The organism is Streptomyces sp. NPDC102490, assembly GCF_044765285.1.
Taxonomy (GTDB): domain Bacteria; phylum Actinomycetota; class Actinomycetes; order Streptomycetales; family Streptomycetaceae; genus Streptomyces.
On the sequence record NZ_JBIWJU010000002.1, the window covers coordinates 256,397 to 277,058 of the forward strand.

General features: G+C 70.6%; 19 protein-coding genes and 2 tRNA genes. 11 read left to right on the top strand and 10 right to left on the bottom strand.

All coding sequences use genetic code 11. From position 1 onward, the window contains the following. Window positions 1–25 precede the first annotated feature (25 nt). A complete protein-coding gene (locus ACIRGB_RS04630) occupies window positions 26–574 on the bottom strand; it encodes a helix-turn-helix domain-containing protein (RefSeq protein WP_403858576.1) in 549 nt (182 codons plus the stop codon). Window positions 575–755: 181 nt separating this feature from the next. Between ACIRGB_RS04630 and ACIRGB_RS04635 the strand changes: the two genes are divergently transcribed. After that, window positions 756–828 (top strand) — tRNA-Ala (locus ACIRGB_RS04635). 397 nt (window positions 829–1,225) lie between these two features. After that, complete coding sequence (locus ACIRGB_RS04640; RefSeq protein WP_030180735.1) at window positions 1,226–2,002, top strand: isoprenyl transferase; 777 nt, start codon at window positions 1,226–1,228, stop codon at window positions 2,000–2,002. A gap of 101 nt (window positions 2,003–2,103) precedes the next feature. On the opposite strand, the gene ACIRGB_RS04645 is transcribed toward ACIRGB_RS04640, so the two are convergent. Then, window positions 2,104–2,805: a DUF5324 family protein gene (locus ACIRGB_RS04645; protein ID WP_403858578.1), complete on the bottom strand. Its 702-nt coding sequence runs from the start codon at window positions 2,803–2,805 to the stop codon at window positions 2,104–2,106. A gap of 320 nt (window positions 2,806–3,125) precedes the next feature. On the opposite strand from ACIRGB_RS04645, the gene ACIRGB_RS04650 reads away from it, so the two are divergent. Both ACIRGB_RS04650 and ACIRGB_RS04655 read left to right on the top strand, forming a co-directional pair. Continuing rightward, complete coding sequence (locus tag ACIRGB_RS04650; protein WP_403858580.1) at window positions 3,126–3,659, top strand: peptidylprolyl isomerase; 534 nt, start codon at window positions 3,126–3,128, stop codon at window positions 3,657–3,659. A gap of 104 nt (window positions 3,660–3,763) precedes the next feature. Further along, window positions 3,764–4,654, top strand: a complete 891-nt coding sequence (locus ACIRGB_RS04655) for a rhomboid family intramembrane serine protease (RefSeq protein WP_403858582.1) — start codon at window positions 3,764–3,766, stop codon at window positions 4,652–4,654. A 265-nt stretch (window positions 4,655–4,919) separates the two neighbouring features. Here ACIRGB_RS04655 and crgA read toward each other — a convergent pair whose 3' ends face one another. Continuing rightward, window positions 4,920–5,174 carry a cell division protein CrgA gene (gene crgA, locus ACIRGB_RS04660; protein WP_403858584.1) on the bottom strand — a complete coding sequence of 85 codons (255 nt, stop codon included), beginning with the start codon at window positions 5,172–5,174 and terminating at the stop codon, window positions 4,920–4,922. 152 nt (window positions 5,175–5,326) lie between these two features. On the opposite strand from crgA, the gene ACIRGB_RS04665 reads away from it, so the two are divergent. The 5 genes from ACIRGB_RS04665 to ACIRGB_RS04685 are packed head-to-tail and all read left to right on the top strand — an operon-like array spanning window position 5,327 to window position 8,820. Then, entirely contained in the window at window positions 5,327–6,106 is a 780-nt protein-coding gene (locus tag ACIRGB_RS04665; RefSeq protein ID WP_403858586.1) for a DUF881 domain-containing protein, read from the top strand. 45 nt (window positions 6,107–6,151) lie between these two features. After that, on the top strand, window positions 6,152–6,349 hold the full coding sequence (locus ACIRGB_RS04670; protein ID WP_174256084.1) for a hypothetical protein: 198 nt from the start codon (window positions 6,152–6,154) through the stop codon (window positions 6,347–6,349). Continuing rightward, entirely contained in the window at window positions 6,346–6,984 is a 639-nt protein-coding gene (locus ACIRGB_RS04675) for an aminodeoxychorismate/anthranilate synthase component II (protein ID WP_403858588.1), read from the top strand. Before ACIRGB_RS04670 ends, ACIRGB_RS04675 begins: the two co-directional genes overlap by 4 nt. Next, a complete protein-coding gene (locus ACIRGB_RS04680; protein ID WP_403858590.1) occupies window positions 6,981–8,024 on the top strand; it encodes a class E sortase in 1,044 nt (347 codons plus the stop codon). The genes ACIRGB_RS04675 and ACIRGB_RS04680 overlap by 4 nt, the downstream gene beginning before the upstream one ends. 13 nt (window positions 8,025–8,037) lie before the next feature. Next, window positions 8,038–8,820 (top strand): class E sortase, encoded by a 783-nt coding sequence (locus ACIRGB_RS04685; protein WP_403858592.1) that lies wholly within the window; start codon window positions 8,038–8,040, stop codon window positions 8,818–8,820. A gap of 89 nt (window positions 8,821–8,909) precedes the next feature. Here ACIRGB_RS04685 and pknB read toward each other — a convergent pair whose 3' ends face one another. From pknB to fhaA, 6 genes are all read right to left on the bottom strand, one after another. Further along, window positions 8,910–10,946: a Stk1 family PASTA domain-containing Ser/Thr kinase gene (pknB, locus tag ACIRGB_RS04690; protein ID WP_403858594.1), complete on the bottom strand. Its 2,037-nt coding sequence runs from the start codon at window positions 10,944–10,946 to the stop codon at window positions 8,910–8,912. A 193-nt stretch (window positions 10,947–11,139) separates the two neighbouring features. Beyond that, window positions 11,140–12,609 (bottom strand): peptidoglycan D,D-transpeptidase FtsI family protein, encoded by a 1,470-nt coding sequence (locus ACIRGB_RS04695; protein WP_403858596.1) that lies wholly within the window; start codon window positions 12,607–12,609, stop codon window positions 11,140–11,142. Beyond that, window positions 12,606–14,042, bottom strand: coding sequence for an FtsW/RodA/SpoVE family cell cycle protein (locus ACIRGB_RS04700; protein ID WP_403858598.1), 1,437 nt, complete (start codon window positions 14,040–14,042; stop codon window positions 12,606–12,608). Before ACIRGB_RS04700 ends, ACIRGB_RS04695 begins: the two co-directional genes overlap by 4 nt. A gap of 27 nt (window positions 14,043–14,069) precedes the next feature. Then, the gene (locus ACIRGB_RS04705) at window positions 14,070–15,617 is read right to left on the bottom strand and encodes a Stp1/IreP family PP2C-type Ser/Thr phosphatase (RefSeq protein ID WP_403858600.1); all 1,548 of its coding nucleotides are present in this window, start codon (window positions 15,615–15,617) and stop codon (window positions 14,070–14,072) included. Between the two features lie 141 nt (window positions 15,618–15,758). After that, window positions 15,759–16,277 (bottom strand): antibiotic biosynthesis regulator FhaB, encoded by a 519-nt coding sequence (gene fhaB, locus ACIRGB_RS04710; protein ID WP_003975090.1) that lies wholly within the window; start codon window positions 16,275–16,277, stop codon window positions 15,759–15,761. A 10-nt stretch (window positions 16,278–16,287) separates the two neighbouring features. Continuing rightward, a complete protein-coding gene (gene fhaA, locus ACIRGB_RS04715) occupies window positions 16,288–17,157 on the bottom strand; it encodes an antibiotic biosynthesis regulator FhaA (protein ID WP_403858602.1) in 870 nt (289 codons plus the stop codon). A gap of 524 nt (window positions 17,158–17,681) precedes the next feature. Between fhaA and ACIRGB_RS04720 the strand changes: the two genes are divergently transcribed. Next, window positions 17,682–17,768, top strand: a tRNA-Leu gene (locus tag ACIRGB_RS04720). Between the two features lie 85 nt (window positions 17,769–17,853). On the opposite strand, the gene ACIRGB_RS04725 is transcribed toward ACIRGB_RS04720, so the two are convergent. Then, on the bottom strand, window positions 17,854–18,744 hold the full coding sequence (locus ACIRGB_RS04725) for a carbohydrate-binding protein (protein ID WP_403858604.1): 891 nt from the start codon (window positions 18,742–18,744) through the stop codon (window positions 17,854–17,856). 382 nt (window positions 18,745–19,126) lie between these two features. On the opposite strand from ACIRGB_RS04725, the gene ACIRGB_RS04730 reads away from it, so the two are divergent. Continuing rightward, on the top strand, window positions 19,127–20,641 hold the full coding sequence (locus ACIRGB_RS04730) for a DUF2252 domain-containing protein (protein ID WP_403858606.1): 1,515 nt from the start codon (window positions 19,127–19,129) through the stop codon (window positions 20,639–20,641). Window positions 20,642–20,662 lie beyond the last annotated feature (21 nt).

The window sequence follows — 20,662 nt, forward strand, 5'->3', positions numbered from 1 at the left end:
CCCCTCGGCGACCGGGCCCACCGGATCAGTTCTGGTGGGACTGGTAGTGCGCGACCGCGTCCGAGGTGCGGCCCGCGCCGTACACCCGCAGGAACTCCGCCAGCTCCGGGTGCGAGGTGGACAGGGAGTCCGCCGCGTCGATGATGTCCCCGGCGGCCGCCACCGAGCGCAGCAGCGACTGGATCTCCCGGACCACCCGCTTGACCGTGGGCGCACCCGAACTACTGGTCGTCGTCGTGGTGTTGCTGAGCACCGAGCCCCCCTGCGACTTCTTGATCTCGTCCATGCGCTCGGTGGCCTCGGCCGCGCTCACACTGCCGTCGGCGACCTGCCCGGCCAGGTCCTGGAGCAGCTGCACCCGCTGGACCACCGCGGGATTGCCGATCTTCGCCCGCTGGCCGCTCATCAGCTGCGACAGCATCGGCGCGGACAGCCCCAGCACCCCCGCGAGACGCGCCTGGTTGAGACCGAGATCGTCGATAAGCCTGCGGAAGAGCGCCCCCAGCGGCTCCCCGTACCAGTTCCGCTGCAGTTCCCGCGCTCTTGCGGTGGCTTCCTGCTGTGCGGCGTCCATTGCGTCTCCCCATCGCTTCCCCAAAAACCGCAGTTCGCTCCAGCGAACCACGCCGAGCATCTTACGGAGCGTGGTCGTTCCCCGGGACCCCCAATCATTTGTGAGATACGGGGGGCGACCCGGTACTCTGGTCCGCGGCACCCGACGGTCCGGCGACACCGGGACCGGCGAGGCCACCCGAGGGGCCTTAGCTCAGTTGGTAGAGCGCTGTCTTTGCATGGCAGATGTCAGGGGTTCGACTCCCCTAGGCTCCACCGTCAAGAACGCCTCCGACCTGCGGAAACATGGGTCGGAGGCGCTCTGTTCTCTCCAGGCGGGCCGCAGCGGCCCGGCCGTCCGGGCCCCGGCGGGCGGAGACGTTCCTCACCGTCGTCACCCTCGCACCGTGCCCGACACCGCCCGCACCGACCGGGCGAGCAACAACAACCAGAGGGAAAGGGCCAGTTGACCACGTGGAACAACGCTCCGGCGCCCGCGCCGGCACCGGCACGGGCTCATGGACGGGTCGCTCTCGGCGCCCGGGCGGCGCTGTCTGCTCTTGATATCGTCACCCCACAGGGCATCAGCGCCACACCCCGGCGGGGCGGTGCCACGTGGCTCATCGCCGTCGGAGCCGTCCGTTCGCTACCGACGAGGTGGAAGGGGTAGACCATGCGGGCCAAGGTACGAGCCGCTCTCGATGCGCTCTACATGAAGCGGCTGGTCAGGGAGTTGGAGGGACGCCCACGCCCCCAGCACATCGGCATCATGCTCGACGGCAACCGCCGGTGGGCCAAGATGTCGGGCATCGACGACCCCCGCGAGGGCTACCGGGCCGGCGGCGCGAAAGTGCTGGACTTCCTGCGCTGGTGCGACTCCGCGCAGATCGAACACGTCACCCTGTTCATGCTCTCCGACGACAACCTCCACCGGCCCGAAGAGCAGCTGAACCCTCTCATCGACATCATCGCCGAGGTCGTCGAGCAGCTGGCCGCGCCGGGCAACCCCTGGCCCGTCGAGGCCGTCGGCGCCCTGGACCTGCTGCCCGCCGAGTCCGCGAGCCGCCTCAAGACCGCCACCGCCGCCACCGAGGGCCGCAAGGGCGGCACCAAGGTCGACGTCGCCGTGGGCTACGGCGGCAGGCGCGAGATCGTCGACGCCGTGCGCTCCGCCCTGATGGAGCACAGCTCCCAGGGCGGCGACATCGACGAGTTCATCGAGACCTTCACCATGGAGCACATCTCCAAGCACCTGTACTCCAAGACGCGGTCCGAGTCCGACCTCATCATCCGCACCTCCGGCGAACAGCGGCTCTCCGGATTCCTGCTCTGGCAGTCCGCCTACGCCGAGGTCCACTTCTGCGAGACCTACTGGCCGGACTTCCGCGAGATCGACTTCCTGCGGGCCCTGCGCTCCTACTCCCTCCGGGAACGCCGCTACGGCCGCTGAGCGCCGTTTCACGTGAAACATCGCTGCGGGGCGGGAGACTCAAGGTCTCCCGCCCCGCAGCGATAAGAAGCGGCAGCCGACACCGGTACGGCGAGCGAGGATCAGCGGGGCTCGTCGCCCTCCGCGGCCTCCTGCTGGGCCTGCTTGGCCTGCACCTCGGGATCGAGGATCGCCTCGCCGGTACCGTCCACCGACGTCAGCCGGCCCGCCTCGGGAACCTCCGTCGCCTCCGGCGGCTCCACCAGCCAGTCCGGGTTGGCCTGCTTGTCCCACCACTTCCACGCGGCGAAGGCGCCGCCCGCGACGAGACCGGCGACCGCGAGAACCTTGGCGATCCGACCGGCCCTGGCCCGTCGCTGGTGCTTGCGCGTCAGCCGCTGGATCTCCTTCGCCGTGACCTGACCGCGCAGCGCGGCCAGCGCGGCCGCACCGCGCGCCGTGGCCTCGTCGCGCACGGGACCGGCCGCGGCCACCGCCTGCTCAATCCTCGGTCGTGAATAGTCGGCCGCCTGCCGGGCGGCCAGACGCGCACGGACCGCGGCCTCCTGCGCGGCCGCGTCCATCTTCGGCGGCACATGCGTACGGGCCTGCTCCAGCCGCGGCGCGACTCGCGCGTCGTACTGGAGACGGGCCTGGTCTGCGGCCTGCGACACCTTGGGCGCCAGCCGTACGCGCGCCTCCTGTGCATAGTGAGCGGCCCTGTCCTTGGCCGTGTCGGCGTAGGGCGCCACCACTTCCGCGGCGTGCAGCACGCTGTCCTTCGCCGAACCGGTCGCGGCGCGCACGCTGTCGATGCGGGTCACGGGTTCCTCCTCCTCGGTGGCGTACGGTAATTCGACTTTCCACCCTTTTACGGATCATGCCTGTGGACACACCGCCAGGCATGTGAGGGCGGGCATCCGGGTCACGGACGAGGCCGCCGTGCCCGCTGGGACAAGTGGTGATGAAGGTGCGGACAAGATCTGATCGACATGGATAAGGGACGAATACCGGGCAACGCGCGGCTGTGCACGACCATGCCACGGATCGGCGCTCCACGCTCGTGACCCAGCGGGATGAGCGACGAACGCGTCCCCGGCCGTGCGAGGATCGGTGCGCACCACAGGACGAGGGAAGGCACATCGTGGCCGAGCAGCTCTACGCCACCCTGAAGACCGACCAAGGTGACATCGAGGTACGGCTGCTGCCGAACCACGCCCCCAGGACCGTCAGGAACTTCGTCGAACTCGCCCGCGGCGAGCGGGAGTGGACCCACCCGGCCACCGGCGAGAAGTCCAGGGCCAAGCTCTACGACGGCACCGTCTTCCACCGGGTCCTCAGCGGCTTCATGATCCAGGGCGGCGATCCGCTGGGCAACGGCACCGGCGACCCCGGCTACCAGTTCCCGGACGAGTTCCACCCCGACCTCGCCTTCGACAAGCCCTACCTGATGGCCATGGCCAACGCCGGTCCCGGCACCAACGGCTCGCAGTTCTTCATCACCGTCTCCCCGACGACCTGGCTGAACCGCAAGCACACGATCTTCGGCGAAGTGACCGACCCGGCCAGCCAGAAGGTCGTCGACACCATCGCCGCCACCAAGACCAACCCCCGCACCGAGCGCCCTCTCACCGACATCGTCATCGAGTCGGTCGTCATCGAAACGCGCAACGCCTGACGTCCCCGCACACCGGGCAGGAACCAAACATCCCGTCCATCCGTAGAGAAGGGCGGGGCGGTGCATCTGCACACACCGCCCGCAGGGACGACCGAGGGGATGCCATGGACCACGCGGCCGCAGGCCGACCGGATGCCCAGAGCCTGCCCGGTTGCTATCGCCACCCCGACCGCGAGACCGGTATCCGCTGCACCCGGTGCGAGCGCCCCATCTGCACGGACTGCATGATCAACGCCTCCGTGGGCTTCCACTGCCCCGACTGCGCCGCCGGCCGCACACCGGGCGGCGGGCCGGCCCCGAGCGCCTCCCGGCCCCGCACCCTCGCGGGCGGCACGGTCGCGGCCGACCCGCACCTCGTCACCAAGATCCTGATCGGGATCAACGTGGCGGTGTTCCTCGCCGTCCAGGCGCTGCCCGACTCCTTCCTCGCCGACATGGTGCTCATCGGGCGCTGGCCCCCCGCCCCCTTCGTCCCGACCGAGGGCGTCGCGGAGGGCGAGTGGTACCGCCTGGTGACCACGATCTTCACCCACCAGGAGATCTGGCACGTCGGCTTCAACATGATCACGCTCTGGTTCCTCGGCGGCCCCCTGGAAGAGGCCCTCGGCCGAGCCCGCTACGTCGCGCTCTACCTGGTCTCGGGCCTCGCCGGCAGCGCCTTCGCCTACCTGCTCGCGTCACCCACCACGGCCACCCTCGGCGCCTCCGGTGCGGTCTTCGGCCTCTTCGGTGCCACCGCCGCGCTCATGCGCCGGCGCAACTCCGACATGCGGCCGGTCGTCATCCTGCTGGTGATCAGCCTGATCTTCACCTTCACCCGGGACAACGTCTCCTGGCAGGCCCACGTCGGCGGCCTCGTCGCGGGTGCCGTGATCGGCTGGGCGATGCTCCACGCCCCGCGTGAGCGGCGCACGCTCGTCCAGTACGGGACCTGCGCGCTGGTCCTGCTGGCCGTCGTCGCCCTGACCCTGTTGAGGACGGCCCAGCTCACCTGAGCGCCCGTTGTCCACAGAAGGTGGCGGATCTTGTGCACAGTGTGCGAGAACATCTGTGCCCCCTGTCACTGACCAGTGTTCTCGCAGGTCAGGCAGGGGGCGAACATGTTTTCGGAACCCTGGGGCCAGCCGGTACTTCCGTCACACCGGCGTCAATGCCCGGCGGGTTATCCACAGATCGTCTTTCTTTTCCCCATGTGGATAACGCCTGTGGATAACTCCGCGAACAGCCCTGGGCAGAGCTATCGCGGAGCCGTCGCCGGGGTTATTTCCACTGCGTCGAGACGCCGAAGCCCGCGGCGATGAAACCGAAGCCCACCACGATGTTCCAGTTGCCCAGGGAGTCGATGGGCAGGGAACCGTCGGTGACGTAGAAGACGACGATCCAGGCCAGACCGATGACGAACATGGCCAGCATGACCGGCGCCACCCAGGTGCGGCTGGTCAGCTTGATGCTGGTCGCCTGCTTCGAGGGCGGCGGCGTGTAGTCGGCCTTCTTGCGGATACGTGACTTCGGCACGAGGGTCTCTCCTGTCGATGCGCTGCGTGGCCGCGCAGGGAACGGGGCTCGGTCTCGGGGTGCGGCGTGGATGGGGACAAGGGGACTCTGAGCGCTCCCCCGGGCGTCCGTTAGCGTAGTCCTTCCGTGGCGCCGAAGGAGATAAGGGTACGTTGAGCAATTCTGCCGACTCCCCCGGGACGGGAGCCAGCCCGGTCCGCCCGCGCCGTTTCCGGCCCGTGCGGGTCCTCACGGCGGCCGTCTTCGCCCTCGCGGGACTCCTCTTCTTCACCAGCTTCAACACCGCGAAGGGCACCAATATCCGCACGGACGCCTCTTTGCTCAAGCTGTCCGATCTCATCCACGAGCGCAGCCGGGAGAACGGCGACCTGGAGGAGTCCAACGGGACCCTGCGCGAGGACGTCGAATCACTCGCCGAGCGCGACGACGGCCGTACGAAGTCGGAGGACGACAAACTCGCGGCGCTGGAGGAGAAGGCGGGCACGCAGAAGCTGAAGGGCGAGGCGATCAGCGTCACGCTCGACGACGCCCCGCCGGACGCCACCGCGAAGCTCCCCGGCTACCCGGAACCGCAGCCCGACTACCTGGTGATCCACCAGCAGGACCTCCAGGCCGTGGTGAACGCCCTGTGGCAGGGCGGCGCCGAGGGCATCAAGGTCATGGACCAGCGGCTGATCTCCACCAGCGCGGTGCGCTGCGTGGGCAACACCCTGATCCTCCAGGGCCGCGTCTACTCACCGCCGTACCGGATCCAGGCGGTCGGCGACCCGGAGCGGCTGAAGAACGCGCTGGCGAAGTCACCGGCGATCCAGAACTACATGGTGTACGTCAACGTGTACGGGCTCGGCTGGAAGGTCGAGGAGGACGGCCGGGTGACGCTGCCGGGCTACTCGGGCACGGCGGACCTGCACTATGCCCGGCCGGTGGATTAGGGCCGTTCCGCGGGGCCCGGCGCCGCTAGTCTGGTGCGGTACGGCGTGAGTCTGGCGCCGTGGTGCGACGGAAGGGACGGCATGTACGGCTGGATCTGGCGGCATCTGCCGGGGAACGCGTGGGTGAAGGCGCTGCTCTCGCTCATGCTGGCGATGATCGTGGTCTACGTCCTGTTCCAGTACGTCTTCCCGTGGGCCGAACCGCTGCTGCCCTTCAACGATGTGACGGTGGACAACCAGTGAGCGCGCGCATCCTCGTCGTCGACAACTACGACAGCTTCGTCTTCAACCTGGTCCAGTACCTGTACCAGCTCGGCGCCGAGTGCGAGGTGCTGCGCAACGACGAGGTGTCGACGGCCCACGCCCAGGACGGCTTCGACGGCGTGCTGCTCTCGCCCGGCCCGGGTACGCCGGAGCAGGCCGGGGTGTGCGTCGACATGGTGCGGCACTGCGCGGCGACCGGGGTGCCGGTCTTCGGCGTGTGCCTGGGCATGCAGTCGATGCAGGTGGCGTACGGCGGTGTGGTGGACCGGGCGCCGGAGCTGCTGCACGGCAAGACCTCGCCGGTCGAGCACACCGGCCAGGGGGTCTTCGCGGGCCTGCCCTCGCCGTTCACGGCGACGCGGTACCACTCGCTGGCGGCCGAGCCGGCCACGGTGCCGGCCGAGCTGGAGGTGACGGCCCGTACGCCCGACGGGATCGTGATGGGCCTGCGCCACCGGGAACTGCTCGTCGAGGGCGTGCAGTTCCACCCGGAGTCGGTGCTGACCGAGCACGGGCACCGGATGCTGGCCAACTGGCTGGTGGAGTGCGGCGACCGGGACGCGGTGGCGAGGTCGGCGGGGCTCGCCCCGGTGGTGGGCAGGGCCACGGCGTGACCGCGCTGCGCCCCGAGCGCGACTCCGGCACGGCCGGTGACCAGGGATCCTCGTACGGGCAGCCGTACGGGGATTCCGGTGCGTTCGGGGAGCGGCAGCACCCCCCGCCGCCGCTTGACGACGAGACGGTGGCGCTGCGGGTCCCGGAACCCCCGGTGGGCCGGGCGGCCGCCGAGAGCGGCTCCGCCGCCGCCTCCGCCGGGGACGGGCCCGTGGGCGGGGGGCGCGCGGCCCGCAGGAAGGCCGCGAAACGGCGCCACGGGCGCCGTGGGGCACCCAGGGGCCAGTCTCCCGAGCGGGAGGCCGACGAGAGTCCGAAGGCGCCCCTGTCGCGCGTGGAGGCCCGTCGGCAGGCGCGGGCGCGCAAGCCCGGCGCCGCGGTGATCGCCAGCCGGGCGATCGGTGAGATCTTCATCACGACCGGTGTGCTGATGCTGCTGTTCGTCACCTACCAGCTGTGGTGGACGAACGTGCGGGCGCACGCGCAGGCGGACCGGGCCGCGAGCAACCTCCAGGACGACTGGGCGAACGGCAAGCGCAATCCGGGGTCCTTCGAACCGGGTCAGGGGTTCGCGCTGCTGCACATTCCCAAGCTGGACGTGGTGGTGCCGATCGCGGAGGGCATCAGCAGCAAGAAGGTGCTGGACCGGGGCATGGTCGGGCACTACGCGGAGGACGGGCTGAAGACGGCGATGCCGGACGCGAAGACCGGCAACTTCGGGCTCGCGGGCCACCGCAACACGCACGGCGAGCCGTTCCGGTACATCAACAAACTGGAGCCGGGCGACCCGATCGTGGTGGAGACGCAGGACAAGTACTTCGTGTACAAGATGGCGTCGATCCTGCCGGTGACCTCGCCGAGCAACGTCAGCGTGCTGGACCCGGTCCCGAAGCAGTCCGGCTTCAAGGGCCCCGGCCGCTACATCACCCTCACCACCTGCACGCCGGAGTTCACCAGCAAGTACCGCATGATCGTCTGGGGCAAGATGGTCGAGGAAAGGCCGCGCAGCAAGGGCAAGCCGGATGCGCTCGTCAGTTAAGGGCGGATGACCAGTGGCAGCGACCACCGACACGGATCAGCAGGAGCAGGCCGGCGAGGACGGCCCACCGGAGCCCGGGGCACGCCGCCGCGGGCGCGGCCCCCGGCGGATCGTCGCGCGGGCGGTGAGTCTCTTCGGCGAGCTGCTCATCACCGCGGGTCTGGTGATGGGCCTGTTCGTCGTCTACTCGCTGTGGTGGACGAACGTGGTCGCCGACCGCGCGGCGGACGAGCAGGCCGAGAAGGTCCGCGACAACTGGGCCCAGGACCGGGTGGGCGGCGACGGCGCGGGCGGCCCGGGTGCCCTGGACACCAAGGCGGGCATCGGCTTCCTGCACGTCCCGGCGATGGGCGAGGGCGACATCCTGGTGGAGAAGGGCACGTCGATGAAGGTCCTCAACGACGGCGTGGCCGGCTACTACACCGACCCGGTCAAGGCGACGCTGCCCACCTCGGACAAGAAGGGCAACTTCTCGCTCGCCGCCCACCGCGACGGGCACGGCGCCAAGTTCCACAAGATCGACAGGATCGAGAAGGGCGACCCGATCGTCTTCGAGACGAAGGACACCTGGTACGTCTACCAGGCGTACGCCGTCCTGTCCGAGACCTCGAAGTTCAATGTCGACGTCCTCGACGCGGTCCCCGGCGGGTCCGGCAAGAAGAAGGCCGGCCACTACATCACCCTGACGACCTGCACCCCGGTCTACACGAGCCGCTACCGGTACGTGGTCTGGGGCGAGCTGGTCCGCACGGAGAAGGTCGACGAGGACCGGACCCCGCCGAAGGAACTGCGCTGAGCGCCACCGCGCCGGCCCCGTACGACGGAGCCCCGGTCCCTCCGCTGAGCTGAGGGGCCGGGGCTCCGGTCGGTCGGGGGGCAGGCGGGTCAGTCGCCGAAGCCGGGAAGGCCGCCGATGGCGCCGCCGTTGTCGTTGCCGCCGTTGTCACCGCCGCCGTTCCCGCCGTTGCCGCCGTTGCCGCCCACCGTGGTGAGGGTGATCTGCGTGCCGGCCGGGTCGTCGACCTCGCTGTTGGCCGGCGGGTTCTGCCCTATGACGACCGCGTTGCCGTCGTTGGGACCGTTCACCTGGACGTTGGTGAAACCGGCCTGGTTCAGGGTCTGCTGGGCCTGGGACAGGGGCGTGCCGAGCTTGATCTCGGGCACCTTCTTCTTCTCCACGGCCTTGCCGACCACGATCGTGACCTTCGAGCCCGGGTCGACCTGCTGGTTCGCCGAGGGCGTGGTGGAGATGACCTTGTCCACCTGGTTCGGGTCGTTGGTGGACTGGTCCGTGCAGGTGGCCTCGAGGCCGTTGTTCTGCATCTGGGACTTGGCCTCGTCACAGCTGCGGCCGACGACGTCCGGGACCGTGGCCTTCTCCTCGGCCTTGGCGACCTCCAGGGTCACCGTGGAGCCCTTCTCCAGCTCCTTGCCCGGGTCCGGGTTCTGGCTGAGGACCGTGCCCTCGTCCTGGGAGGACTCGGTCTGCTTGGTCTCGACGTCGAAGCCCTTGTCCTCGAGCTGCTTGGTGGCCTCGTCGACGTTCTTGTCGATCACGTTGGGCACGGCGACCTTGGGCGCGCCGGTCGAGACCACCAGGTTGACGGTGGACTCCTTGTCGACGCTGGTGCCCTGCTTGGGGTCCTGGTCGCAGACGCTGCCCTTCTTCTGGTCCTCGCAGGGCTTGCGCTCGACCGTTCCCAGCGTGAGGTCGGAGTTGGCGATCAGTTTCTCGGCGTCGTCCTGCGTCTGACCGATCAGGGCGGGCACCGGGACCGTGTCGTCGCCCGGTCCGCCGTCCCCGCTGAAGGCGTACTTGCCGATCAGGATGGCGCCGACGAGGACGAGGATGCCGGCCAGGACCAGGAAGATCGTGGAGGTGTTCTTCTTGCGGGACTGCTGGCGGCGCCGGTCGGGGCGCTCGTCGTAGCCGTAGCCGCCGTCGTCCGGGTTCATGGGCGGCAGCATGGTCGTGGCGCCGCCGCCCCCGTCCGAGCGCAGGGCGGTGGTCGGCTGCTCGTCGGGGTAGGCGCCGTAGCCGCCGGCGGCCATGGCGCCCATCGCGGCGGTGGCTGCGACGGGCTGGCCGTCGAGGCAGGCCTCGATGTCGGCGCGCATCTCGTCGGCCGACTGGTAGCGGTAGTCCGGGTCCTTGACCAGGGCCTTCAGCACGATCGCGTCCATCTCGGGCGTGATCTCGGGGTCGAAGACGCTCGGCGCCTGCGGTTCCTCGCGCACGTGCTGGTAGGCGACGGCCACCGGGGAGTCGCCGACGAAGGGCGGGCGGACCGTGAGCAGCTCGTAGAGCAGGCAGCCCGTGGAGTACAGGTCGGAGCGGGCGTCGACCTGCTCGCCCTTGGCCTGCTCCGGGGAGAGGTACTGGGCGGTGCCGATGACGGCGGAGGTCTGGGTCATCGTCATGCCCGAGTCGCCCATGGCGCGGGCGATGCCGAAGTCCATGACCTTGACCTGGCCGTTGCGCGTCAGCATGACGTTGGCGGGCTTGATGTCGCGGTGGACGATGCCGGCGCGGTGGGAGTACTCCAGGGCCTGGAGGATGCCGATGGTCATCTCCAGCGTCCGCTCGGGCAGCAGCTTGCGGCCGGAGTGGAGCAGCTCACGGAGCGTGGAGCCGTCGACGTACTCCATGACGATGTACGGGATCGACACGTTGTCGATGTAGTCCTCGCCCGTGTCGTAGACCGCCACGATCGCGGGATGGTTGAGCGAGGCGGCCGACTGGGCCTCTCGGCGGAACCGGGCCTGGAAGGACGGGTCGCGCGCGAGGTCCGCGCGGAGCGTCTTCACCGCCACCTGGCGCCCGAGCCTGGTGTCATGCGCGTGGTAAACCTCCGCCATGCCACCACGGCCGAGCACCGGGCCCAGCTCGTACCGGCCGCCGAGGCGACGCGGCTCTTCCATGGTTACCTACCAGCCCTCTCCGTCGGTCCCGACCGGCATGCTTGTACGGTCGGAGGCTGCCGTCCGGCCTACCGTACCCGGCTCGCTCCTGGCCCCTTGGCCGAGCCGGGCAGCCGATACAGGACCGGTATCGCAACGTGCGCCGATGTGAAGGGGGCGTGACCGGAGTCACGTCCCGTTCATGGCGACGCGGTCACTTCTTGCTGTCGATGACGGCCTCCATGACGTTCTTCGCGATCGGTGCCGCGAGGCCGCCGCCGGAGATGTCGTCGCGGCTGGCGTTCTCGTCCTCGATCACCACGGCCACGGCGACCGGTGAGCCGCTGTCGGTCTTGGCGTACGAGATGAACCAGGCGTACGGGTTCTCGCTGTTGTCGACACCGTGCTGTGCGGTACCGGTCTTGCCGCCTACGGTGACGCCGTCGATCTGGGCGTTGGTTCCGGTGCCGTCCTTGACGACGGTCTCCATCATCGACTGGAGGATCTGGGCGTTCTCCGGGGAGAGCGGCTTGCTCATCTCCTGCGGGTCCGTCTTCTCGATGGTGTCGAGGTTCGGGGCCTGGAGCTCGTCGACCATGTAGGGCTTCATCAGGGTGCCGTTGTTGGCGATGGCCGAGGTGACCATGGCCATCTGGAGCGGCGTGGCGGCGGTGTTGAACTGGCCGATGGAGGAGAGCGCGACCTGCGAGTCGTTCATGTCGTCGGAGAAGACCGAGGCGCTGGACCGGACGGGGACGAACTGCTCCTCGGTGAAGCCGAACTTCTTGGCCGTCTCGAGCATCTTGTCGTTGCCGAGGTCGTAGCCGATCTTGCCGAAGACGGTGTTGCAGGAGACGCGCAGGGCCTCGCGGAGGGTGGCGTTCTTGCAGGGGAGGTCGCCCTCGTTCGGCAGGGGCGTGGTGGTGCCGGGCATGGTCCACGGCAGCGGGGAGTCGGTCTTCTCGTCGGCGGAGTCGTACAGCCCGTGCTCCAGGGCCGCCGCCGCGGTGAGGACCTTGAAGGTCGAACCGGGCGGGTAGACCTCGCGCAGGGCGCGGTTGAGCATCGGGTCGTCGGGGTTGTTCTTCTTCTGGAGTTTGTTCCAGGCCTCGCCGGCCGCGTCGTTGCTGCCCGCGATGGAGGTGGGGTCGTACGAGGGGTACGAGGCCATCGAGAGGATCTTGCCGGTGGACGGCTCGATCGCGACGACGGCACCCTTGGCGCCCTGCTTCCTCAGACCGTCGTAGGCGGCCTTCTGGGCGGCGCTGTTGAGGGTGGTGACGACGTTGCCGCCCTCGCGCTTCTTGCCGGTGAGCATGTCGAGGGTGTTGCGGAAGAAGAGCCGGTCGTCGTTGCCGGTGAGGATGCCGTCGTCGATGGACTCGAGCTGGGTGGCGCCGAAGGCCTGGGAGACGTAGCCGGTGACGGGCGCCCACATGGCGCCGTCCTTGTAGGTGCGCTTGTACTTGAAGTCGCCCTCGGTGGTGGCGTGTCCGGTGATGGCCTTGCCGTCGACGATGATGTCGCCGCGGGGGCTGGCGTACCGCTCGATGGCGACGCGGCGGTTGTGCTCGTCCTCCTTGAGCTCGTCCGCCTGGACGTACTGGAGCCAGTTGTCCCGGATGAGGAGGGTGAGGACGAGGAGGCCGCAGAAGATCGCGATTCGGCGCAGTGGCTTGTTCACGGTCGGACCACCTGGGTCATCTCGGCGTCGGGGTTGGCGGGCGCGGCGGGTGCCGGTCTGCGCGCGGTGTCGCTGATGCGCAGCAGAATGCCGATCAACGCCCAGTTGGCGATGACGGAGGAACCGCCGTAGGCCAGGAAGGGCATCGTCATACCGGTGAGCGGGATGAGGCCCATGACACCGCCGGCGACGACGAAGACCTGGAGGGCGAAGGCGCCGGAGAGGCCGATGGCGAGGAGCTTGCCGAAGGGGTCGCGGGCGGCGAGGGCGGTGCGCACGCCGCGTTCCACGATCAAGGCGTAGAGCAGGAGCAGCGCCATCAGGCCGGCCAGGCCCAGCTCCTCGCCGAAGGTGGCGAGGATGAAGTCGGAGTTGGCGGCGAAGCGGATCAGCTCGGAGTGGCCCTGGCCCCAGCCGGTGCCGAGGGTGCCGCCGGAGCCGAAGGCCCACAGGGCCTGCTGGGCCTGCTCGGAGTGGCCGACGACACCGGCCCGGGAGAGCGCGTACTCCTTCATCGGGTCGAGCCAGGCGTCGACACGCTGCTGGATGTGCGGCTCGAAGCTGGCCACGCCGACCGCGCCGACCCCGGACATCAGCAGACCGAAGACGATCCAGCTGGTCCGCTCGGTGGCGACGTACAGCATGATCACGAACATGCCGAAGAACAGCAGCGAGGTGCCGAGGTCGGTCTCGAAGACGAGGATGAGGATCGAGACGATCCAGACCACCAGGATGGGGCCGAGGTCGCGGCCGCGCGGTAGGTAGAGGCCCATGAAGCGGCGGCTGGCCAGGGCGAGCGCGTCGCGCTTCACCATCAGGTAGCCGGCGAAGAAGATCGCCAGGACGATCTTGGCGAACTCACCGGGCTGGATGGAGAAGGAGCCGACCTGGATCCAGATCTTGGCGCCGTAGATGTTCTTGCCGAGGCCCGGGACGAGCGGGAGCAGCAGCAGGAACAGGGCGCCGACCATGGAGATGTAGGTGTAGCGCTGAAGGACGCGGTGGTCCTTGAGGAAGACGAGCACGGCGACGAACAGCGCGATGCCCATCGCCGTGTAGATCAGCTGGCGGGGTGCGGCGGTGCCGGCCTGGTCGATGCTCCGGAGCAGTTCGGACTGGTCCAGGCGCCAGATGGCGACCAGCCCGAGGCCGTTGAGCAGGGTGGCCAGCGGCAGCAGCAGCGGGTCCGCGTACGGCGCGAACCTGCGCACGACGAGGTGGCCGACGCCGGCCAGCAGGCCGAGGCCGAAGCCGTAGCTCAGCAGCCCCGCGGGCACCTCGTCGTTGATGGCGAGGCCCACGTTGGCGTAGGCGAAGACCGGGATGAGGACGGCGAACACGAGCAGAGCCAGCTCGGTGTTGCGCCGGCTCGGGGCGCCGATGGCGCCGATCGTGGACGTGTGGTGCGTCGACGGGTTGGTAGTACTGCTCATCGTGTGACAGGGCCTCTCACGGCTTGCCTACTGCTTACCGCACAGCGAGACGACCTTCTGCTCTTCCTCCGAGAGGGTCGGTCCTGAGCCTGGAGTGGGTGCGGTCGTGGACGGGGACTCGGACGATTCGGGTGCCTTGGGCGATCCCGACGGGTTCGGGCTCGGCGAGGCCTTGGACGTGAAGGAGGCGGGAGTGGTTCCCGTGGTGCCCCCGGCCTCGCCCTCGCCCGTCTTCGCGTTCTTCTCGGTCTCCGCGGTGCGCCGGTCGGCCTGCTTCTTGCAGGCGGAGGCCTGTACCGCCAGTTCCTCGATCTTGGCCCGGGCGTCGTTGAGGTCGCCCTCGGGGATGGTGGCCTCGACCAGCTTCTGCTGGTAGGGCGGCAGGTACTTGAGTTCGATCTCGGGGTGGTCCTTCTGGACCTTGGAGAGCGAGACCCAGGCGAGGTCCTGGCTGATGCCCCGGTACAGCGCGAGGTGGTCGTCTTTGGTGCCGACGTAGTACTGGGTCTGGGTCCAGCGCCAGCCGCCGTAGGTGCCGCCGCCGATCACGGCGAGGGCGAGGACGGTGTAGAGGGACCGCTTGAGCCACTTGCGGTTCTTGCGGGGTTTGACGAAGTCGTCGGGGCCGTAGTCGTCGAAGCCGCCGGTGGGGATGAAGCCGGTGGTGTCGCCGCTGCCGGGCGGGCCGAACTCGCCGCCCCCGCCGCGCTGTCCGCCGGCCCGGCCGAGGCCCGCGGCGCGCCCGGCCGGGGTCTGCATGATGCCGTTGTCGCCCATCTGGGCCTGGTTCTCGGCGACGGCGCCGACGACCACGGGGGTGTCGGAGAGCTGCCCGGCGAGGGTGTCGCCGGTGTCGAGGTCGAGGACGTCGGCGACGATGACGGTGATGTTGTCGGGGCCGCCGCCGCGCAGGGCGAGCTGGATCAGCTCCTGGACGGTCTCCTGGGGGCCCTGGTAGCTGGCGAGGGTGTCCTCCATCGTCTGGTGGGAGACGACGCCGGAGAGTCCGTCGGAGCAGATCAGATAGCGGTCGCCGGCCCGCACCTCGCGGATGGACAGGTCGGGCTCGACGTGGTCGCCGCTGCCGAGGGCGCGCATCAGCAGGGAGCGCTGCGGGTGGGTGCCCGCCTCCTCCTCGGTGATCCGTCCCTCGTCGACGAGGCGCTGCACCCAGGTGTGGTCCTGGGTGATCTGGGTGAGGACGCCGTCGCGCAGCAGGTAGGCGCGGGAGTCGCCGACGTGCACCATGCCCAGGCGCTGGCCGGTCCACAGCAGGGCGGTGAGCGTGGTGCCCATGCCCTCCAGGGCGGGGTCCTCCTCGACCATCTGCCGCAGCTGGTCGTTGGCGCGCTGGACGGCGGCACCGAGGGAGGTGAGGACGTCGGAGCCGGGCACGTCGTCGTCGAGCGCGACGATGGTGGAGATCACCTCGGAGGAGGCGACCTCGCCGGCGGCCTGGCCGCCCATGCCGTCGGCGATGGCGAGCAGGCGCGGACCGGCGTAGCCGGAGTCCTCGTTGCCCTCCCGGATCATGCCCTTGTGGGAACCGGCGGCGAAGCGCAGTGACAGACTCATGCGCACCTCGCCCGTCGGCTCCGACTGCAGCCGGTCGTGTCGAGCCACACTGCCCACCCTCCGGTCGGGAGCGCGCCGGGGCCCGGGGTGCCGGCCGCCGCTGCGTGCTCGCTCCGCTCGCGCTCATTCATTGGTGTAGCACTACTTCCGCAGCTCGATGACGGTCTTGCCGATGCGGATCGGCGCCCCGGGGCCGATCGGCGTGGGGGTCGTCAGCCGGGCCCGGTCCAGGTAGGTGCCGTTGGTGGAGCCCAGGTCCTCGACGATCCACTGGCCGTTCTGGTCCGGGTAGATCCTGGCATGGCGGCTGGAGGCGTAGTCGTCGTCCAGCACGATCGTCGAGTCGTGTGCCCGGCCGAGCGTGATGGTCTGGCCCTGGAGGGCAACGGTGGTGCCGGTGAGGGTGCCCTCCGTCACGACCAGTTTGGTGGGCGCGCCGCGGCGGCCGCGGCCACCGCCGGACTGCTGGCGCTGAGGTGGAGGCGCCTGGCCCTGGCGCGTGGCGGTCTGCTGCGGTCGGGCGGCGTCGCGTCGCGCGCCGCGCTGGGTGACCCGCGTACCGAAGAGGTCGCTGCGGATGACCTGCACGGCCACGATCACGAACAGCCACAGTACGGCGAGAAAACCCAGCCGCATGACCGTGAGGGTCAGCTCTGACATTGCCCCCGGATCACCCTTCGGCTTGCCTGTAGATAACGGTGGTGCTGCCCACGACGATCCGTGAGCCGTCGCGGAGCGTAGCGCGGGTGGTGTGCTGCCCGTCCACCACGATGCCGTTGGTGGACCCGAGATCCTGGATCGTCGAGGGCGTTCCGGTCCGGATCTCGCAGTGCCGGCGGGAGACGCCGGGGTCGTCGATCCGCACGTCGGCCTCGGTGCTGCGGCCCAGCACGAGCGTCGCGCGGGAGATCTGGTGGCGGGTGCCGTTGATCTCGATCCAGTGGCGGGTGCGTCCGCCGGGTGCGGGTGCGGCCGGGGGCTGCTGGGCGCCGGCGGGCTGCGGGTAGCCGTAGCCGCCGGGACGGCCGGGTGGCGGCGCGGACGGCATGGGCGGGGCGCTCGCGGGGGCGGCGGCCGGCGGGTAGCCGTACCCGCCGCCCGGGGTGCTGGGCCGCGCGGGCGGGGCCGGGGGCGCCGCGGGGCCCGGGCCGCCCTGGTGGCTGGTGGAGGAGGCGAGCGTACGGCTGCGCACCCGGTACAGGCCGGTGTCGAGGTCGTCCGCCTTCTCCAGGTGGACCTTGATCGGCCCCATGAAGGTGTAGCGCTGCTGCTTGGCGTAGTCGCGGACCATGCCGGCCAGCTCGTCGCCCAGCTGCCCGGAGTAGGGGCTGAGGCGCTCGAAGTCGGGCGTGCTCAGTTCGACGATGAAGTCGTTGGGCACCACGGTGCGGTCGCGGTTCCAGATGGTCGCGTTGTTGTCGCATTCGCGCTGGAGCGCTCCCGCGATCTCCACGGGCTGCACCTCGGACTTGAACACCTTCGCGAAGGTGCCGTTGACCAGACCTTCGAGACGCTGCTCGAACTTCTTCAGGACTCCCATGGGGCACCTCCTCCGTCGCTGCCGTCCTGGCCACTGCCTTGCGTACTGCTGTCCTGCGCCGTGCTGTGTCGCGTCGTGCCGCCCCGCGCGGTGCCGCGCGGTCCCGCACTGCCCACCTGGTACTGCTTACTGATCGTATCCACGCGCCGGTCGATCGGCTGGTTCCCCCTGTCGGCCCGGTCGACGGGTGTCGACGCCTCTCGGAGTTCCCGCCGGAGCTCCCCTTCGAACTCCCGCGGACCTTCGGGATGTGCTCCCGCAGGTACTCATGCCCAGGATCGTAGAGGCGGCCGCAGACCAGTGTCCCGCACCTGACCGCGGTCCCCCACCGGCTCCCGGGGAGACGGGCCGTACCGGTACGAGGTTGATACGTGAACGGGCAGGGACCGGGACGAGTGCCCGAAGGAGGGCGGGTGCCCCGGTCCGCGGGGGTAAGGGATGTGAATCGACCCCTTCCAGCGTGCTAATGTTCTCGTGTCGGAAGGCGCCGGACCGCAAGGAAAAGCCCGGAAGACACACCCAATGCGCGGGTGGCGGAATAGGCAGACGCGCTGGATTCAGGTTCCAGTGCCCGAAAGGGCGTGGGGGTTCAACTCCCCCCTCGCGCACCAGCCGGAAGCCCCCCAGGTCTCGGACCTGGGGGGCTTCCGCGTGTCCGGGCGCGGTGCCCGCGGTGCCTGTGCTGTGAGGAAGGTCTCAGGACTCCGGCCGCCACAGGGCCGGCACGTTCGGCGGCTCCCAGCCCGTCATCGAGGTGTGCGCCTGGAGGCAGCGGTAGGAGCGGCCGCCGTACGTCACCCGGTCGCCGGCGGTGTAGGCGCGGCCGCTCGCCCAGGTGCCGCCCGGCGGGTCGGTGGGCGGGTCGGTGGGCGGGTTTGTGGGGCCGGTGCCGCCGTCCACGTTCAGGACGAAGTCGAAGGTGCCCTCCTTGCCGCCGCCGGCGCCGCGGACGTTCATCAGCAGGGCCGGGTCGAAGAGCGTGTCCGTGCTGTTGCGGGGCTCGCCGGGGAAGTAGAGCTGGGTGGTGAGCACGGGCTCGCCGGGGGCCTGCACCTTGACGTGGAGGTGCCGGGTGCGGCCGGGATAGAGGCCGGGCACGATCGTCCGCAGCGTGAAGGCGCCGGTGGCGTCGCTGAACTGGTGGCCGCGGAGGGTGTACCCGGCCATGTCGTAGCCGCCGTTGTCGTCGGCCTGCCAGAAGTCGAGGAGCACGCCGGACAGCGGGACGCAGTTCCGGCCGAAGACGTAGCCGCCGACGGTCAGCGGGGTGCCCCGGGTGCCCGGCGTGACCAGGTTGGTGCGCAGCGGGGAGTTCGGCTTGAAGTACGGGCCCTCCATCTGGTCGGGCGTCGGGTCGTCGCCGTCGTCGCAGTAGGGGGTCGGCGTCAGGGCCTGGCCGGTGGAGGAGCGGGCGGCGTCCCGGGCCAGCGCGATACCGCCGGTGGCCAGCAGCGGGACGGTGGCGCCGGCGGCGACGGCCGCCCTGAGCAGCGTCTTGCGGCTGATCCCGCGGTCGGCGCCGGAGCCCGGGCCGGGCCGGGGCCCGGGTGCGGGCTCTTCGGGGGTGGTGGGGGTGTCGGAGGTCATGGCGGTTCCTCGGTCTCCTCGGTGGGTGGTCCCTGGGGAAGGTGTGCGGGACGTGCGGCATCCGGGACGTCGGGGACAGGGAGCGCGCCCGCCGCGCGGGGCAGGCTGCTGGTTGCTCCGGCGGGCGCGCTCCGTGGTGATCGCTGGCCACGGTAGGCGCGCGGGGCGGGGCGGCGGCACCTCCTGTTTCGCCCCCTGCCCGGCGTTATGAGGGCGGCGGACAGACGCCCGTGTACGGGCGGTGCGGCCGGGGGTACGGTCGTGGCGCGCCGGCGCGGCGCGGGCCCGACGGGCACGCCGCGCGGCTACGGCGAGGCACGGCACGACGCGGTACGGCGCACGGGTACGGACGGGTACGACGAGCACGGGGAGGGCGGCCGGGATGACCGGGGCGACGGCGGGGGCGGGCGCGGAGGCGGCGACCGGAGGGGCGAGCGGGGCGGCGCCCACGGCGCGTGCGGACGCGGCGGGGCCGCGGGGGACGGCACCCGGCGCGGGTGGGGCGGCGCGGGGCGGGCGGCTGCTGGCCGTGCCCGGGTTCGCGCGGTGGCCGGTGGCCGGTTCGCCGAAGGCGGAGGGCAAGGAGCTGCGCACCCGCGTCCCGCGCTCCGCGCACGCCGGGTTCGACCTGGACGCCGCCCGGCCGGACGCGGTGAGCGCGGTCGAGGAGTCCCACCGCGGCCGGATACCGGGGCTCACCCCGATCCGCGCCGGGCGGATGGCGGCCACGCCGTTCGCGTTCCTGCGCGGGTCGGCGGGCCTGATGGCGTTCGACCTGGCGCGCACGCCGGTGACCGGGATCGGCGCCCAGATCTGCGGGGACGCGCACGCCGCCAACTTCGGGCTCTACGGCGACGCCCGCGGCGGCCTGGTCATCGACCTGAACGACTTCGACGAGACGGTCCACGGCCCCTGGGAGTGGGACCTCAAGCGGCTCGCCGCCTCCCTCGTCCTCGCGGGCCGGGAGGCCGGTGCCGACGAGGACACCTGCCGGGAGGCCGCCCACGGCGCGGCGGGCGCCTACCGGCGCACCATGCGGCTGCTGGCCAAGCTCCCCGCGCTGGACGCCTGGAACGCCATCGCGGACGAGGAACTGGTCTCCCACACCGACGCCCACGACCTGCTCGGCACGCTGGAGCGGGTCTCCGAGAAGGCGCGGGCCAACACCAGCGGGCGCTTCGCCGCGAAGTCCACCGAGTCCACCGAGGACGGCGGGCGGCGCTTCGTGGACGCGGCGCCGGTGCTGCGCCGGGTGACGGACGCCGAGGCGGCGGCGGTCGCCGGTGGCCTGGAGGCGTACCTGGACACCCTCTCCGAGGACCGGCTGCCGCTGCTGGCCCGGTACGCGGTGCACGACGTGGCCTTCCGGGTCGTCGGCACCGGCAGCGTGGGCACCCGGTCGTACGTCGTGCTGCTCCTGGACCACCGGGGCGAACCGCTCGTGCTCCAGGTCAAGGAGGCCCGGCCCTCCGCGCTCCTGCCCCACCTGGCCGCCGCCGGGTTCGAGGCTCCCGAGGCCGCGCACGAGGGCCGCCGGGTCGTCATGGGGCAGAAGCGGATGCAGGTGGTCAGCGACATGCTGCTCGGCTGGACCTCGGTCGACGGACGGCCTTTCCAGGTACGGCAGTTCCGCAACCGCAAGGGCAGCGTCGACCCCGCCGCCCTGGCCGCCGACCAGCTGGACGACTACGGCCGGATGACCGGCGCCCTGCTGGCCCGGGCCCACGCGCACAGCGCCGACCCGCGGCTGATCGCGGGCTACTGCGGCAAGAACGGCGAGCTGGACGAGGCGGTCGCCGCCTTCGCCGTCGCCTACGCCGACCGCACCGAGGCGGACCACGCGGAACTGGTGGCCGCGGTGCGCGCGGGGCGGGTCGCGGCGGAACTGGGGGTGTGAGGGGTGGGCGGACCGTGCCCC